This is a genomic window from Kitasatospora sp. MAP5-34, from assembly GCF_029894335.1.
GTDB lineage: Bacteria > Actinomycetota > Actinomycetes > Streptomycetales > Streptomycetaceae > Kitasatospora.
Window position 1 is genome coordinate 142,633 of sequence record NZ_JARXZC010000002.1, and the last position, 15,804, is coordinate 158,436.

Consider the following 15,804-nt stretch of genomic DNA (forward strand, 5'->3'; position numbering starts at 1 on the left):
AAGGCGAAGGCGAAGGCGAACCATGAGCGCACACTTCGATGTCGTTGTTCTCGGCGCGGGCCCGGGCGGGTACGTCGCCGCGATCCGTAGTGCCCAACTCGGCCTCAGCGTCGGGATCGTGGAGGAGCGGTACTGGGGTGGCGTCTGCCTGAACGTGGGGTGCATCCCGTCGAAGGCGCTGCTCAGGAACGCCGAACTGGCGCACATTCTGACCCACGAGACCAAGACCTACGGCATCCAGGTCGAGGGCCGGATCTCCTTCGACTACCGCGAGGCCTTCCAGCGCAGCCGCCGGGTCGCGGACGGCCGGGTCAAGGGCGTCCACTACCTGATGAAGAAGAACCGGATCACCCAGCTGGAGGGCCGGGGGACGTTCGTGGACGCGAACACCCTCCAGGTGGTGGGCGCCGACGGGGCCGTGCAGACGGTGACCTTCGGCAGCTGCATCCTGGCGGCCGGCGCCACGCCCAGGCTGCTGCCCGGCACCGCACTCAGTGACAGGGTTGTGACGTACGAGGAGCAGATTCTCTCCGACCAGCTGCCCGGGAGCATCGTCATCGCCGGTGCCGGCGCGATCGGCATCGAGTTCGCTTATGTGCTGCACAACTACGGCGTGAAGGTGACGATCGTCGAGTTCCTGGACCGGATGGCCCCGCTGGAGGATGAGGAGGTCTCGGCCGAGCTGGTCAAGCGTTACCGGCGGCTCGGCATCGAGGTAATGACCTCCACCCGGGTGGACTCGATCGACGAGTCCGGTGAGAAGGTCCGGGTCACGGTGTCCAGCGGCGGGGAGCAGCGGGTCCTGGAGACGGACAAGGTCCTGCAGGCGATCGGCTTCCAGCCGCGCGTCAGCGGCTACGGCCTGGAGAGCACCGGCGTGCGGCTGACCGAGCGGGGCGCCGTCGAGATCGACGGGCGGTGCCGGACCTCGGTGCCGCACATCTTCGCGATCGGTGACGTGACGGCCAAGCTGATGCTGGCCCACGCGGCCGAGGCGATGGGCGTGATCGCCGCCGAGACCATCGCGGGCGCGGAGACGATGGAGCTGGACTACGTGATGATCCCGCGCGCCACCTACAGCCAGCCGCAGATCGCCAGTTTCGGCTGGACCGAGGCCCAGGCCCGGAGCCAGGGCTTCGACGTACGGGTGGCGAAGTTCCCGTTCACCGCCAACGGCAAGGCGCACGGCCTCGGGGACACCGTCGGATTCGTCAAGATCATCAGCGACGCGGCCCACGGCGAACTGCTCGGCGCCCACCTGATCGGCCCCGAGGTCACCGAGCTGCTGCCCGAGCTGACGCTCGCCCAGCAGTGGGACCTGACCGTCACCGAGCTGGCCCGGAACGTCCACGCCCACCCCACGCTGGGCGAGGCCGTCAAGGAGGCGATCCACGGCCTGGCCGGGCACATGATCAACATGTGAGCGGAGGGCAGCGCCGACGAGGACGGCCCCGGACCTGAGGTCAGGTCCGGGGCCGTCCTTACGCGGTCACCTCACGCGGTCACCTTGTGGGGGTGCCGAAGGTGGTCGCGCTGCCGAACGTGGTCGCGGCGCCGAACGCGGGCGCGGTGCCGAGCTGCATGGTCTCGTCGGCGAGGGGCGGGCCGCCGGTCAGCGTGGGTCCGCCGGTGAGGGTCGGGCTGCTCAGTCCGGTGGGGAGGCCTCCCGGGGCGGGGATGCCGGACGGGGTGCCGCTGATCGGCGCGTCGCTCGGGGCCGGGGCCGGCTCCAGGGCGGTGCGGCCGGCGGCGTCGCTCAGTTTGATGAGCAGGGCGATGAGCAGCCAGTTCGCGACCAGCGAGGAACCACCGGCGGCCAGGAAGGGGAGAGCCTTGCCGGTGAGCGGGATCAGGCCGGTCACGCCGCCGACGACCACGAAGACCTGGAGCGCGACCGCCGCCGAGAGGCCGGTGGCGAGCAGCTTGCCGAACGGGTCGCTCAGGGCGACGGCGGTCCGCAGGCCACGCTGGATCAGCAGGGTGTAGACCAGCAGGACGGCGGTGACGCCGGCCAGCCCCAGTTCCTCGCCGACCGTGGTGAAGATGAAGTCGCTGCGCCCGGCGAAGCTGATCAGCCAGGGCCGGCCCTGGCCGAGGCCGGTGCCCATGAGGTGCCCGGTGCCGAAGCTGAACAGCGCCTGAGCCGCCTGGTCGGACGGCACCTTGGGCTTGCCGCCGGGCCCCATGACGTACGCGTCCAGCGGGTGCAGCCAGGCCAGCACGCGGCCGTGCACGTGCGGCTCCACGGTGCCGACGACCGCCGCGCCGCCGACCGCCATCAGCAGGCCGAACACCACCCAGCTGGTGCGTTCCGTCGCGATGTAGAGCATCACGACGAAGATCCCGAAGAAGATCAGCGAGGTGCCGAGGTCACGTTCGAAGATCAGCACCAGCAGGCTGATCACCCAGATCGCCAGCACCGGCCCGGCGTTGCGCCCGCGCGGCAGGCTCATCCCCCAGACCTTGCGCCCGGTCAGCGCGAGCGCGTCCCGGCTGGTCATCAGGTAGCCGGCGAAGAAGATCGTGATGGCGAGCTTGACGAACTCGTCCGGTTCGAAGGAGGGCAGGCCGGGGAGCTGGATCCAGCGCTTGGCGCCGAAGTTGTCGCTGGTGGAGAACACCGGTGCGGCCAGCAGGATCAGCGCACCCACCATCAGGACGTAGACGTACCGCTGGAAGAACCGGTGGTGCTTGACGGTGATGATCAGTACGGCCGCCACCACGGCGGAGATCACCATCCACATGATCTGGCCCGGCGCACTGGGGTACTTCTGGTAGTTACCGGACTGCACGATGGCGTACGACTGGTCGAGCCGGTGCTGCAACACCAGGCCGAAGCCGCTGAGCAGCACTCCTATCGGCAGGATCAGCGGGTCCGCGTACCGGGCGAACCGCCGCACCACGAAGTGCAGGGCGAGCGCCAGAGCGGTGAGGCCGCCGCCGACCTCGGCCAGGTCGCTCGGAAGCTTGTTGTTCAGTGCCAGCTCGGCGCTCATCCAGCCGGCCATGCAGACCACCACGGCGAAGGCCACCATGACCAGTTCGATGTTGCGGTGGTTCCCGGAGCGCCGGCGCCCCTCGGACCGCAGCTTTTCTCGCACGTGGACTCCCTCCCCGGGGTGCCGATGACAGATTCGGGCATCCTTGCACGTCCTGAGCGCCCGGGGGACGAGCAGGTGTCCCCACAGGGTCGGACGAGGGACTAGTGAATCCCTGGGGACCAGTGGGTGAACAGTGCCGCGTACCCGGTCAGGCGTCTACAGGGCCGTAGTAGATTCTGCGCACTCCCACCCCTAAGTTCCAAATGCTGCCGCAGGCCCCCGACCGCCGGCGAACACCCGTGCCCGCGAACACCTTGGAGAACGACTCCGATGTCACTGTTGACCTACCCCGAAGCCATCGGCGTCGGCCTGCTCCAGGGGGTCACGGAGCTATTCCCGGTCTCCAGCCTCGGCCACAGCATCCTGGTGCCGGCGCTGCTCGGCGGGCACTGGAAGCAGGACCTCAACGTCGCTGCCGACAACTCGCCGTACCTCAACGTGCTGATCGGCCTGCACCTGGCCACCGCGCTCGCGCTGATCGTCTATTTCCGGCGTGACTGGGTCAAGGTGATCGGCGGCCTGTTCAGCTCCGTCCGGGAGCGCCGAATAGAGACCGTGGACCAGAAGCTGGCCTGGCTGCTGATCGTCGCCACCGTCCCGGTCGGCATCGCCGGGCTCGCGCTGGACCACGTATTCCGCACCGCGCTGGGCAAGCCCGTACCGGCGGCGATCTTCCTGACGCTCAACGGTCTGGTGCTGTACGTCACCGAGCGGCTGCGCCGCGGCGGCAGCGGTCGCCGCCGGGCCGGTCAGGCGGCGGGGCCGGGCGAGGAGCACCTGAGCGAGGAGGAACTCTCCGACCGCCGGATATCCGCGCTCACCTTCGGCCAGGCGGCCAAGATCGGCGCGGCGGAGATCCTCGCCCTGCTGCCCGGGATCAGCCGCTCCGGCGTCACCATCAGCGCCGGCATCTTCCGGGGTCTGGGTCACGAGGACGCCGCGCGCTTCTCCTTCATGCTGGCCACCCCCGTCATCGCCGCCGCCGCCCTGCTCAAGGTGCCCACCCTGCTCGGCCCGGCCGGCGACGGCATCCGGGGCCCGGTCCTGGCGGGCAGTGTGGCGGCCTTCGTCGCCGGGTACGTCGCGGTGCGCTTCCTGACCAAGTACTTCGAGACGCGGACCCTCACCCCGTTCGCGATCTACTGCACGGTCGCCGGTCTCGGCAGCCTCGCGTACCTCCAGTTCGGCTGATCGCCCGCAGCCTGTTTCACCCGTTCCAGCAGTTTCATCTGTTTCTTCATCTGTGCCCCGAAGTCCACGACTTCGGGGCACTTTGCTGTCCGGGTACGAATTCTGGTCCGTCTCCCCTCGGTGGCCGTATCGGCGGATCTGCCGAAACTGCCTTTCGGGGCCGGTGAGTTCCTGTGCGGAATGACAGTCGGCGCCGCTGACCCGGGCCGGTAGCGTCCGTTGGGACCCCTCCTGCCCGGGCGTTTCGCCCGCCGACGGAATCGGCCTGCCCGGAAATCGGCCGCCCCCGCTCGACGGTGGCCGGCCCACCCGCCACCGAACGGGGGCGGCCATGGACTCCCCTTGACGGCCGCGCAGCCGTCGGCTTACTTTGCTTCCGCATACCAAAACAACTCTTCCGCATCGTGGAATCGCTCGCATACGGGTGGATCTGCGGAACGGAGAGGACCACCCGACCTCACGGGCCGACCGCAGGAGTAACCCGATGCCTCGTATGACAGCCGCCCGCGCGGCAGTGGAGATCCTCAAGCGCGAGGGCGTTGACGTCGCGTTCGGCGTTCCCGGCGCGGCCATCAACCCGTTCTACGCCGCCCTGAAGGCCTCGGGGGAGATCCGCCACACGCTGGCCCGCCACGTCGAGGGCGCCTCGCACATGGCCGAGGGTTACACCCGGGCCAAGGCCGGCAACATCGGTGTCTGCATCGGCACTTCGGGCCCGGCCGGTACCGACATGATCACCGGCCTGTACTCGGCGATCGCCGACTCGATCCCGATCCTGTGCATCACCGGCCAGGCGCCGACCGCCGTGCTGCACAAGGAGGACTTCCAGGCCGTCGACATCGCCTCGATCGCCAAGCCGGTCACCAAGGCCGCGACGACCGTCCTGGAGGCCGCGCAGGTCCCCGGCGTCTTCCAGCAGGCGTTCCACCTGATGCGCTCCGGCCGTCCGGGCCCGGTCCTGATCGACCTCCCGATCGACGTCCAGCTGACCGAGATCGAGTTCGACCCCGAGACGTACGCGCCGCTGCCGGTCTACAAGCCGTTCGCGACCCGCCCGCAGATCGAGAAGGCGATCCAGTTCCTGCTGGACTCCGAGCGCCCGCTGATCGTCGCCGGTGGCGGCATCATCAACGCCGACGCCTCCGAGCTGCTGGTCGAGTTCGCCGAGCTGACCAACACGCCGGTCATCCCGACCCTGATGGGCTGGGGCATCATCGCGGACGACCACGAGCTGAACGCCGGCATGGTCGGCCTGCAGACCTCGCACCGGTACGGCAATGCGAACCTGCTGGCCTCGGACTTCGTCCTCGGCATCGGCAATCGCTGGGCCAACCGCCACACCGGCAACCTGGCCGTCTACACCGAGGGCCGCAAGTTCGTCCACGTCGACGTCGAGCCGACCCAGCTCGGCAAGATCTTCGCCCCGGACTTCGGCATCGCCTCGGACGCCAAGGCCGCGCTGGAGCTCTTCATCGAGGTCGCCAAGGAGCTCAAGGCCGCCGGCAAGCTGCCCGACCGCACCGAGTGGGCCGCCGCGACCCAGGAGCGCAAGGCCACCCTGCAGCGCCGTACGCACTTCGACAACGTGCCGATCAAGCCGCAGCGCGTCTACGAGGAGATGAACAAGGCCTTCGGCCCGGAGACCCGCTACGTCACCACCATCGGCCTGTCCCAGATCGCCGGCGCGCAGATGCTGCACGTCTACAAGCCGCGCCACTGGATCAACTGCGGCCAGGCCGGCCCGCTCGGCTGGACCATCCCGGCCGCGCTCGGTGTCGCCACCGCCGACCCCGAGACCCCGGTCGTCGCGCTCTCCGGCGACTACGACTTCCAGTTCATGCTGGAGGAGCTGGCGGTCGGCGCGCAGCACCGCATCCCGTACGTCCACGTGCTCGTCAACAACGCGTACCTGGGCCTGATCCGCCAGGCGCAGCGCAACCTCGACATCAACTTCCAGGTCAACCTGGAGTTCGAGAACATCAACTCGCCGGAGCTGGGCGTCTACGGCGTCGACCACGTCAAGGTCGTCGAGGGCCTGGGCTGCAAGGCGATCCGGGTCACCCGGCCCGAGGACCTGCTGCCCGCCTTCGAGCAGGCCAAGAAGCTCGCCGCCGAGTTCCGCGTCCCGGTGGTCGTCGAGGCCATCCTGGAGCGCGTCACCAACATCTCGATGGGTGGCGCCGGCATCGACGCCATCAACGAGTGGGAGGACCTCGCGACCGAGCCCGGCCATGCGCCGACCGCGATCAAGCCGCTGACGGTCTGATCCGACCCGAACACCCTTGAGGGGCCTGGCATCGCCGTGACGGCGGCGCCGGGCCCCTCGGCTGTCCGCCTGGCCGTCCGCGACTCAGGCGCCGAGCTGCCAGATGGTGTGGTGGCTGCCGAGCACCGTGAGGGCGAGGACGGCCAGGTCGGCGGTGCCGAGGGCGAGGCCGAGCAGGGCGCGGCCCCGGCGCTGGGTCCGGCGGGTCAGGGCGAGGGTGCCGAGGGTCAGGGCGACCGGGCCCAGGACGATGTTGAAGATCAGCAGTCCGAGCAGGCCGAGGACGAACGAGGCGATGGCCATCTGGTCTGCGTCATCGGTGGTCTGACGGTTTATGGGGAAGCTCATGGCGGGACTCCTCTGCTGTCTCAGTTGTGCCTGATCCGGGCGAGGCCCTCGCGGGCTCCGAAGGCGAGCAGCCAGAGTGCGATCGCGGCGGAGGCGGTGAGGAAGACCGGGAGGGTGGTGTGGACGGCGGCTCCCATGAGGAGGCCCATGGCGATGATGACGGCGAGCAGCATGGCCGGCCCTTCGTGGCGATGGTAGTTTCGGCGATCACTTGGGATGACAAGTGTTCGCTGACTTCTTCACTCTACGCTGGCGCAACTCGGCAAACAGTTGTTTACTGAATGATGTGAGTCACATTTCGGGGGTCAGGCAGGCCCAGAAGCAGCAGAGTCGGCGCGCCCTCATGGATGCGGGCCTGCGTCTGCTGGAGCATCAGAACCTCAGCAGCCTCGGGATGCGCGAGGTGACGCGGGAGGCCGGCATGTCACCGGCCGGGTTCTACCGGCACTTCCGGGATCTCGCCGAGCTCGGGGTCGCCCTGGTGGAGGAGTCGCTGGCGAGCCTGCACGCGATGATCCGGTCCGCGCTCGCGGAGCAGGGGGATGCCGAGGCGCGGATCGACCGGACGGTCGAGGTGATCGCCGGGCACGTCCGTGACCATCGGGCGCACGTCCGCTTCCTGGCGCGGGAGCGGCACGGGGGAGTGCAGCCGGTGCGGGAGGCGATCGCCGCCGAACTGCGGCGCTTCGCCGAGGAGGTGGCCGGGGCGCTGGGGGCCCAGCCGGTGTCGGAGGGGTGGAGCCCGGAGGATGTCCGGATGCTCGCCGAGCTCTATGTCGATCACATGGTGTCGACTGCGGCGGCTTTCCTGGACGCCGGGTCGGAGGGCTCGGACGAGTCGGAGTCGGAGCGGCGGATCGCCCGTACCGCCCGTACGCAGCTGCGCCTGATCGGCGTGGGGCGGGTGCACTGGCTCGATTCCTGAAGTGGTCAACTGGTGATTGCAGCGGCACTCTTGACACAGCGGCATGTCCACGCCAGCTTTGGGAGATCCGGGAAACCCCCACACCCGAGAGGCACTCCCATGAAGAAGCCGCTCATCGGCGCGCTCACCGCACTGCTGCTGGCCGGGGCCACCGCCCTGGCCGGTGCCGCTCCCGCCTCCGCCGCCACGGCCGCCGCTGCCGCTGCGCACAGGGCCGTCCCCGCCGTGACCGTGAACTTCGCGGGCACGGTGGCGCTCGACGACTGTTCCGGTTCCGTGGTGCGGATGCCGAACTCCGCCCCGACCGACCCCGCTCTGGTCCTGACCAACGGCCACTGCCTCGAAACCGGCATGCCGAACCCGGGCCAGGTGATCACCGATCAGCCGTCCAGCCGCACGTTCACGCTGCTCACCGCCAGTGGTGGCAACCGTGCCACGCTGCGAGCCACCAAGGTCGTCTACAGCACCATGACCGACACCGACGTGACGCTGTATCAGCTGAGCACCACGTACGCCTCGATCAAGTCGCGTTACGGCATCAGCCCGTTGACGATCTCGCCGAACCACCCCGTGGCCGGCACCTCGATCGACGTGGTCTCCGGCTACTGGAAGAAGGTGTACTCCTGCAGCATCGACGGCTTCGTCTACCAGCTCCAGGAGGATGTCTGGACCTGGAAGGACTCGGTCCGCTACACCTCCACCTGCAACACCATCGGCGGCACCTCGGGCTCGCCCGTGATCGACACCAGCACCGGGCAGGTCGTCGCGGTCAACAACACCGGTAACGAGAACGGTGAGTCCTGCACGCTGAACAACCCGTGCGAGGTGGACGAGAACGGCAACATCACCGTCCACCAGGGCACCAACTACGCCGAAGAGACCTACGGCATCCCCGCCTGCTTCGGCCCCGGCAACCAGCTGGACCTGACGCTGTCGGGCTGCATGCTGCCCCAGCCGTAGTCGTGCCGGTGGTCCGGCCGTAACCATGGCAGGGCCCTGTTCGTGAACGGGCCACCCACCCGGGTGGCCCGTTTCGCGCAGCTCGTCCGCGCGCTGTCCCTGTTCGAAGTTCTGAATCAGTGGTTCAATTCTTGCCGTGGCATACCGACGCACCCCAGCCGTGCAGGCCCGGCTCGACGCCCAGCGCGAGGCGGTGCTGCGGGCCGCCGTCGCGCTGCTCGGCGAGCGGGGCTACGCCCGCTGCTCGATGGCGGCGGTGGCCCACCGGGCCGGTATCGCGACCGGCAGCATCTACCAGCACTTCGCCAACAAGGCCGAGCTGTCCGCCGAGCTGTTCCGTACCGTGGTGGGCCGGGAGGTCGCGGCCGTCACCGAGGCCGCCGCCCGGATGAGCACCCCGCACGCCAAGATCACGGCCGTCATCGAGACCTTCGCCGCGCGGGCGCTCAAGGCGCCCCGGCTGGCGTACGCGCTGCTCGCCGAGCCCGCCGAGGCCATCGTCGAGACCGAGCGCCTGGTATTCCGCCGGGCCTTCCGCGACCTGTTCGCCGAGCAGATCTCCGACGGCATCGCCAATGGTCAACTGCCTGACCAGCCACCCGAGTTGACCGCCGCTGCGCTGGTCGGCGCGGTCGGTGAGGCGCTGGTCGGTCCACTCGACACGGGGTCGCCGTCCGACGACCTGATCCCCGCCCTGGTCTCCTTCGCCATGCGCGCCCTGGGAGGCCCCACCCAAGGAGAAGGAGGACGCGATGCCGCCGACGCATGAGGTCACCAACCAGGTGCCCGAGCTGTCCGGGCACGACCTGGCCGAGGACCCGACCCTGCTCGCCGCCCTGCGCCGGGCCGGCGCCGACTGGGCCGAGCCCGAGCTGCACGAGCTCGGCCGCCTGGCGGGCACCGCCGAGGCCGGCGAGTGGGGCAGGCTGGCGAACGAGAACCCGCCCGTCCTGCGCACCCACGACCGTTACGGCAACCGGATCGACGAGGTCGAATTCCACCCGGCCTGGCACGAGTTGATGCGCACCGCCGTCTCCCACGGCCTGCACGCCGCGCCCTGGCGGGACGACCGCCCGGGCGCCCACACCGCCCGCGCCGCCAAGTTCTACGTCTGGGGCCAGGTCGAGGCGGGCCACAGCTGCCCGATCTCCATGACGTACGCCGCCGTCCCCGCCCTGCGGGCCACCCCCGGACTCGCCGCCTGGCTCGAACCGTTGCTGGCCTCGCCCGAGTACGACTTCGGGCTGCGCGAGCCGAGCGGCAAGCGCGGCCTGATCGCCGGGATGTCGATGACGGAGAAGCAGGGCGGCTCCGACGTCCGTACCAACACCACCTCGGCCACCCCGCACGCCGACGGCAGCTACCGGCTGACCGGCCACAAGTGGTTCACCTCGGCGCCGATGTCGGACCTCTTCCTCACCCTCGCCCAGGCGCCCGGCGGGCTGAGCTGCTTCATGCTGCCGCGCGTCCTGCCCGACGGGAGCCGGAACCGGATCCTGCTGCAGCGGCTCAAGGACAAGCTGGGCAACAAGTCCAACGCCTCCGCCGAGATCGAGTACGACGGCGCGGTGGGCTGGCTGGTCGGCGAGGAGGGGCGCGGCGTCCGGACCATCATCGAGATGGTCAACATGACCCGCCTCGACTGCACGCTCGGCGCCGCCTCCGGGATGCGGCTGGGCGCGGTCCGGGCGCTCCACCACGCCACTCACCGGCGGGCGTTCGGCGCCGCGCTGGTGGACCAGCCGCTGATGCGGAACGTGCTCGCCGACCTGGTGGTCGAGTCCGAGGCCGCCACCATCGTCGCCCTGCGGCTGGCCGCCGCCACCGACCGCTCGCTCGCCGGGGACGAACACGAGACCCTGGTACGGCGGTTGGGTCTCGCAGTGTCGAAGTACTGGGTCTGCAAGCGCGGGCCGATGCACGCGGCCGAGGCGCTGGAGTGCTTCGGCGGCAACGGGTACGTCGAGGAGTCCGGCATGCCCCGGCTCTACCGGGAGGCTCCGTTGGTCTCGGTCTGGGAGGGCTCGGGCAACGTCGCCGCGCTGGACGCGCTGCGCGCGATGACCCGCCAACCCGCGACCGTCGAGGCGTTCTTCGCCGAGTTGGACGAGGCCTCGGGCGCGGACCGGCGGCTGGACGCGAGCATCGCCGAACTGCGCAAGCAGCTCGGCGATCTCACCGACCTGGAGTACCGGGCCCGACGGCTGGTCGAGTTGATGGCGGTCACCTTCCAGGGCTCGCTGCTGGTCCGGCACGGCGACCCGGCGGTGGCCGACGCCTTCTGCGCCTCCCGGCTCGGCGGCGACCACGGCGGAGCGTTCGGCACACTGCCCGTCGGCGTGGACACCGAAGCCGTCCTGGCCCGGGCCCGGCGTGTCTGAAGCCGATGAAGTCCGGGCGTTCTGGGGAGACTTGGGACTGCCCGGGCTGATCGACGTACACACCCACTTCATGCCCGAACGGGTACTGGAGAAGGTCTGGGCGTACTTCGACGCGGCCGGTCCGCTGACCGGCCGCCCCTGGCCCATCGCCTACCGCGAGGAGGAGGGCCAACGCCTCGCCAGGCTCCGCGAGTTCGGCGTCCGCGCGTTCACCGCGATGCTGTACCCGCACAAGCCCGGGATGGCGGCCTGGCTCAACTCCTGGTCGGCCGACTTCGCCGCCCGCACCCCGGACTGCCTGCACACCGCGACCTTCTACCCCGAGCCCGGCGTCGAGGAGTACGTCAGGGCGGCGCTCGCCCAGGGCGCGCGGGTCTTCAAGGCCCACCTCCAGGTGGGGGCGTACGACCCGGCCGATCCGCTGCTGGACGGGACGTGGGGCCTGCTCGCGGCGACCGGCACCCCGGTGGTCACGCACTGCGGCTCGGGCCCGACGCCGGGCAAGCACACCGGGCCGGGCCCGATCGGCGCGGTGCTCGCCAGGCACCCCGGACTCCGGCTGATCGTCGCCCACCTGGGCCTCCCGGAGTACCGGGACTTCCTCGACCTGGCCGAGCGCCACCCGTACGTCCACCTGGACACCACGATGGCGTTCACCGCGTTCACCGAACGGCAGGCACCCTTCCCGCCCGACCAGCTCCCGCGCCTGCTGGACCTCCAGGACCGCATCCTGCTCGGCACCGACTTCCCGAACATCCCCTACCCGTACGCGGAGGCCCTGCGCTCCCTGGCGGGCCTCGGCCTCGGGGACGACTGGCTCCGGGCGGTGTGCCACGACAACGCGGCCCGGCTGTTCGACATCTCGTAAGGTGCCGCTGCCGCGACCCGGGGCGGTCAGGCCCCGGTCGTCGAACCCGGGCGGATCACCATCAGCACGGCCACCACGGCCCACAGCAGGTTGAACACCCCGGCCGTCATCGGCAGCAGCCGCAGGCCGCCGGTCGCCCGGGTGTGCCCCTCGCTCTCCGGCTCGGCGCCGGCCTCCAGCGCGTCGACGACCGCCTGCTGGGCGGGCAGTACGAAGAGCAGCAGCGAGCCCGCCGCGAGCACGGTCAGCACGACGGCGGCGATCAGCCAGGTCTGGCCCATGATGCCCATCACCTGCGCGGTGCCCACGCCCATCACCGGCACGGCTATCCCCAGCAGCGCGTAGACCTGGGTGATGCGGTGCAGCAGCCGTACCGAGGCGGCGGCCGACGGCTGCCCGTCGCCGGCGGCGAGGGCCTCCCGGGCGCGGCGCGGGAACATGCTGACCGCTACGGCCACCGGGCCGATGAACAGAATCGAGGCCAGGACGTGCAGGCTCAGCAGGAACTTGGCCATGGGGAGGACACCTTACGGGCGGCGGGGAGAAGGGCCGATCGGGTGATCCAGGCCCCCGGCACGCTAACACCCGCTTATCCGCGCCCCGGCGGCGGCCCGTACTCGTCCGTCCGGGCGGATCTACGGCCGGTGCCCGGCGTGGGGACGGCCGGGCCCCGCGGCCGGGCCGTTGACTGGCGCGGGTCAGCTGCCCGGCCCCGGGCGGGACCAGACCCGACCCGGAGGGGGACGAGTGCTTCGCGGCGCCCCGAACCGCCCTGCCCTGGACGTTGCCCAGCACGGTCCGAGCAGGCCCCGGCGGCTGGGGGTGGTGGCCGCCCTGGCGGTGCTGCCGCTGGCCGTCGTCGTCCTCCCCGGCACCGCCGCGCCGCTGCCGCCGCCGCTCGGCGCCTGCAGCGGGCCCGCTTGTCCGGGCCCGTACCCGCCGCCGAACAACGGTGACTGAGCTCAGGCCGAAGCTGATGTGGAACTTCCCGACCGCCACCGATGCCCGGATCACCGGCTCCGCGCAGTTCCAGGGTTCGATCCTGGCCGGCAACCCGGCCGGCACGACGACCCTCTCGCAGCCCGGGGTGAACGGCCGGGTCTACCTCGCGGGCAACCTCATCCAGGAGGGCAGCGGCGGCTACGAGCTGCACGCCTACCAGTTCACCGGCGACCTGCCCGAGTGCGAGACCCCCACCCCCACGCCGACACCCACGCCGACACCCACCCCCACCCGCACACCGACGCCTGAACCATCCACCTCGGCGACCACGACCCCGGCGAGCAGCAGCTCCGCACCGTCCGGCTCCCCGAGCACCGGCCCCGCACTGCCCGCCACCGGTGGCGGTATGACGCTCCCGGCCGGACTCGGTGCACTCGGCCTGGTCGCGGTCGGCGGTACGGCGGCGTGGGCGGCCCGACGCCGGGGCGGCCACAGCTAGCGGGGTATCCCGCGCCCCTTCTGCGGTTAGCGACTCCTGATCTGGTAAAGCTCAAGTTGGCCGGAACTGGTGCGTCCCTGCCAAGGGCGTGCGACGATCGGTCGGCCACTTGAGATGCCATCAGGCCAACCGCACTGGGGGAGTCGTGCCGGAGTACGCGGAGTTCCTGACTGCCGGCGGTGCCGTCGTCCGGGTCGAAGGTGCCGGGGCGGAGGCCGAGGTGCCGTACGGGATGCAGCCGGTCGGCCGAAGTGCGGGGATCGGACGGGCGGTCGACACCTTCGAGGAGGCGCTCTCGGGTGTCCGGGCCGCCGCCGAGTCGGCGCTCGCGGTGTTCCGGGGCGGCAGTCTCGAACCGGACGAGGTCGAGATCGAGTTCGGGGTCAAACTCTCCGCCGAGGCAGGGGCGTTGATCGCCAGGACGGCCGCCGACGCCCACCTGACCGTCAGACTCTCCTGGTCGTCCGGACGAGACCCGCAGCCCTGACGGCGGGCGCGCCGATGCACGACGTGCTCTGGCTCGCCCGGATCACCACCGGCGGTCCGGCCCCGACGACCGGGGCCGGCATCCTGGTCTCCGACCGGCGGGTGCTGACCTGCGCCCATGTGGTGTACGGCCAGGACCGCGCGGCCGTACGCCTGGTCAACCGGCCCGACGACCCCGAGCTGCCGGCCACCGTCGTGCGGCGCGGCCCCTGGCCGGCTCGCCCGGGCGGGGCCGGGGACGTCGCCGTCCTGGAACTGGACCAACCCGTGCCCGCGCACGTCGCCGGGCCCGCCCGCTTCGCGCCGCTGCACAGCTGGTCCGGGCTGCAGGCCCCGCAGCTCGCCGCGTACGGCTTCCCCGCCGGGCACGACGGCGGGCTCAGCAGCGAGATCCGGCTGACCAGGGGAGGGTTCCGGATCGGTGGCGAGCTGGTCCAGCTGGAGCACGAGGGCACCGGGATGCCGCTCTCCCCGGGCTTCAGCGGCGGTCCGGTGGTGATCGCGGCGACCGGCGAGGTGGTCGGCCTGGTGACGGCGGCGCAGGACACCCTCTGGCGCGGGACGGACGAGCGGGCCCGGCCCGCCGTCCGGCTCGGGCAGATGCTGCCCGGCGAGGCGCTCGCCCGGTACGTCCCCGAACTCGCCGAACACCTCTCGGGGGCTGCCGTGGCACCTTATGCCGTACGGGAGTTGAGCGTGCTGCTGGACGGGGCCGAGGTGGGCGCCGATCCGCTCGAACTCTACCGGGCGGCGGTCGGCAGCCTCGGCTGCCCGGATCCGCCGACCCGGCCGGGCAGCCTCTGGGAGGTCTGCTGGTACCTGCTCTCCGAGGTGTCGCACCCGCCGGACCGCCCGCATCCGGTGCTGGACTTCGCCGAGTCGGTCGCCGGGGCGGCCGGTGCCGGGCCGCTCCGCGAGGGCCTGCACCGGTGGCTCGACGGGCGCCCGGACCGGCCCGGTGGGACGGCCGGGCGGGGCGAGCGGTGGCGGCCGATCCTGGTGGACATCGGGCCGAGCGGTGCCGGGCCGGGGATGTTCCACGTCGCGATCTCCACCATCCGGGACGGCGTGCTGGGTGAGCCGCACGCCAGCACGGTGACCAGGCCGCGCCTGCAGAGCTTCGTCCGGGACCGGATCGACCGGGAACTCGGTCAACTGGAGCCGGACGGCGCCGAGTTGATCATCTTCGCGCTGCCCAGGAAATGGCTCACCCAGCCCGTCCACACCTTCACCCGGCGCCGGGCCGACTTCGGCCCGCTCGGCGCCGACCACGCGGTGGTCGTGGTGGACCAGCAGCGCCGCGCCGACCCGGCGGACCGCCGCCAGCTGGAGATCAAGTGGGGCCCGCTGCGCGGCGCGCAGGGCACCGTCCTGCACGTGGTCCACTGCGCGAGCCTCCCCGACGGCCGGAAGCTCTACCACCGCCTGCGCCCCGGGGAGCGCACCGAACTGCCCGCACTCCCCGGTCCACCCAAGGGCGCCCCTTACGAGCCCCTGCTCGCCGCCGCGCTCAAGGCCGGGGCCCCGGCGGTGATCTGGCAGCAGCACGCCTGCACCACCGATCACATCCACTCCGAGACCTGCCGCAACACGCGATTCCTTGCCAGACTTGCGGATGAACTGGCCGACGTCGCACCAGCCGATCTACCGCGCCGGATCAAGGAGTTGCGCCACCAGGCGGAGGAGAGCGACGACCCGGCCGGGCACTGGGCCGACGGTCTCGTCCTGCTCTGGGAGGACCCGGAGGTACTGCCCAGCCCGCACCGGCCCTACCGGGTCGCCCCGACCGCCCGTCAACCCCGCCTCCCGGCGGGCCAGTAGCAGGAGAGTCCGCACC

16 protein-coding genes are annotated in these 15,804 nt (G+C 71.1%); 12 read left to right on the top strand and 4 right to left on the bottom strand.

Annotation, left to right across the window (positions count from 1 at the left end; all coding sequences use genetic code 11):
• Window positions 1-22: 22 nt before the first annotated feature.
• Window positions 23-1,423: a dihydrolipoyl dehydrogenase gene (gene lpdA / locus P3T29_RS02630; protein WP_280714568.1), complete on the top strand. Its 1,401-nt coding sequence runs from the start codon at window positions 23-25 to the stop codon at window positions 1,421-1,423.
• Between the two features lie 79 nt (window positions 1,424-1,502).
• On the opposite strand, the gene P3T29_RS02635 is transcribed toward lpdA, so the two are convergent.
• A complete protein-coding gene (locus P3T29_RS02635; protein ID WP_280714769.1) occupies window positions 1,503-3,035 on the bottom strand; it encodes an FtsW/RodA/SpoVE family cell cycle protein in 1,533 nt (510 codons plus the stop codon).
• Between the two features lie 336 nt (window positions 3,036-3,371).
• Between P3T29_RS02635 and P3T29_RS02640 the strand changes: the two genes are divergently transcribed.
• Window positions 3,372-4,292, top strand: coding sequence for an undecaprenyl-diphosphate phosphatase (locus P3T29_RS02640; RefSeq protein WP_280714569.1), 921 nt, complete (start codon window positions 3,372-3,374; stop codon window positions 4,290-4,292).
• Between the two features lie 484 nt (window positions 4,293-4,776).
• Window positions 4,777-6,558, top strand: coding sequence for a glyoxylate carboligase (gcl, locus tag P3T29_RS02645; protein WP_280714570.1), 1,782 nt, complete (start codon window positions 4,777-4,779; stop codon window positions 6,556-6,558).
• An 84-nt stretch (window positions 6,559-6,642) separates the two neighbouring features.
• Here gcl and P3T29_RS02650 read toward each other — a convergent pair whose 3' ends face one another.
• A complete protein-coding gene (locus P3T29_RS02650) occupies window positions 6,643-6,906 on the bottom strand; it encodes a DUF4190 domain-containing protein (protein ID WP_280714571.1) in 264 nt (87 codons plus the stop codon).
• A gap of 20 nt (window positions 6,907-6,926) precedes the next feature.
• Entirely contained in the window at window positions 6,927-7,079 is a 153-nt protein-coding gene (locus P3T29_RS02655; RefSeq protein ID WP_280714572.1) for a hypothetical protein, read from the bottom strand.
• A 113-nt stretch (window positions 7,080-7,192) separates the two neighbouring features.
• Between P3T29_RS02655 and P3T29_RS02660 the strand changes: the two genes are divergently transcribed.
• The 5 genes from P3T29_RS02660 (at window position 7,193) to P3T29_RS02680 (ending at window position 12,040) form a co-directional block, all read left to right on the top strand.
• A complete protein-coding gene (locus P3T29_RS02660) occupies window positions 7,193-7,831 on the top strand; it encodes a TetR family transcriptional regulator (protein WP_280714573.1) in 639 nt (212 codons plus the stop codon).
• A gap of 99 nt (window positions 7,832-7,930) precedes the next feature.
• Window positions 7,931-8,791 carry a serine protease gene (locus tag P3T29_RS02665; protein WP_280714574.1) on the top strand — a complete coding sequence of 287 codons (861 nt, stop codon included), beginning with the start codon at window positions 7,931-7,933 and terminating at the stop codon, window positions 8,789-8,791.
• A 136-nt stretch (window positions 8,792-8,927) separates the two neighbouring features.
• Window positions 8,928-9,560 carry a TetR/AcrR family transcriptional regulator gene (locus P3T29_RS02670; protein WP_280714575.1) on the top strand — a complete coding sequence of 211 codons (633 nt, stop codon included), beginning with the start codon at window positions 8,928-8,930 and terminating at the stop codon, window positions 9,558-9,560.
• Window positions 9,544-11,172, top strand: a complete 1,629-nt coding sequence (locus P3T29_RS02675) for an isovaleryl-CoA dehydrogenase (RefSeq protein ID WP_280714576.1) — start codon at window positions 9,544-9,546, stop codon at window positions 11,170-11,172. Before P3T29_RS02670 ends, P3T29_RS02675 begins: the two co-directional genes overlap by 17 nt.
• Window positions 11,165-12,040, top strand: coding sequence for an amidohydrolase family protein (locus tag P3T29_RS02680; RefSeq protein ID WP_280714577.1), 876 nt, complete (start codon window positions 11,165-11,167; stop codon window positions 12,038-12,040). Before P3T29_RS02675 ends, P3T29_RS02680 begins: the two co-directional genes overlap by 8 nt.
• A 26-nt stretch (window positions 12,041-12,066) precedes the next feature.
• Here the strand turns inward: P3T29_RS02680 and P3T29_RS02685 are convergent, their stop codons facing one another.
• Entirely contained in the window at window positions 12,067-12,555 is a 489-nt protein-coding gene (locus P3T29_RS02685; RefSeq protein ID WP_280714578.1) for a DUF2269 family protein, read from the bottom strand.
• A gap of 232 nt (window positions 12,556-12,787) precedes the next feature.
• Between P3T29_RS02685 and P3T29_RS02690 the strand changes: the two genes are divergently transcribed.
• From P3T29_RS02690 to P3T29_RS02705, 4 genes are all read left to right on the top strand, one after another.
• Entirely contained in the window at window positions 12,788-13,000 is a 213-nt protein-coding gene (locus tag P3T29_RS02690) for a hypothetical protein (protein WP_280714579.1), read from the top strand.
• Window positions 12,993-13,481 (top strand): choice-of-anchor A family protein, encoded by a 489-nt coding sequence (locus P3T29_RS02695; RefSeq protein ID WP_348532787.1) that lies wholly within the window; start codon window positions 12,993-12,995, stop codon window positions 13,479-13,481. The genes P3T29_RS02690 and P3T29_RS02695 overlap by 8 nt, the downstream gene beginning before the upstream one ends.
• 145 nt (window positions 13,482-13,626) lie before the next feature.
• A complete protein-coding gene (locus P3T29_RS02700; RefSeq protein ID WP_280714580.1) occupies window positions 13,627-13,968 on the top strand; it encodes a CU044_2847 family protein in 342 nt (113 codons plus the stop codon).
• A 14-nt stretch (window positions 13,969-13,982) separates the two neighbouring features.
• Window positions 13,983-15,788: a trypsin-like peptidase domain-containing protein gene (locus P3T29_RS02705; protein WP_280714581.1), complete on the top strand. Its 1,806-nt coding sequence runs from the start codon at window positions 13,983-13,985 to the stop codon at window positions 15,786-15,788.
• The last annotated feature ends 16 nt before the right edge of the window (window positions 15,789-15,804 follow it).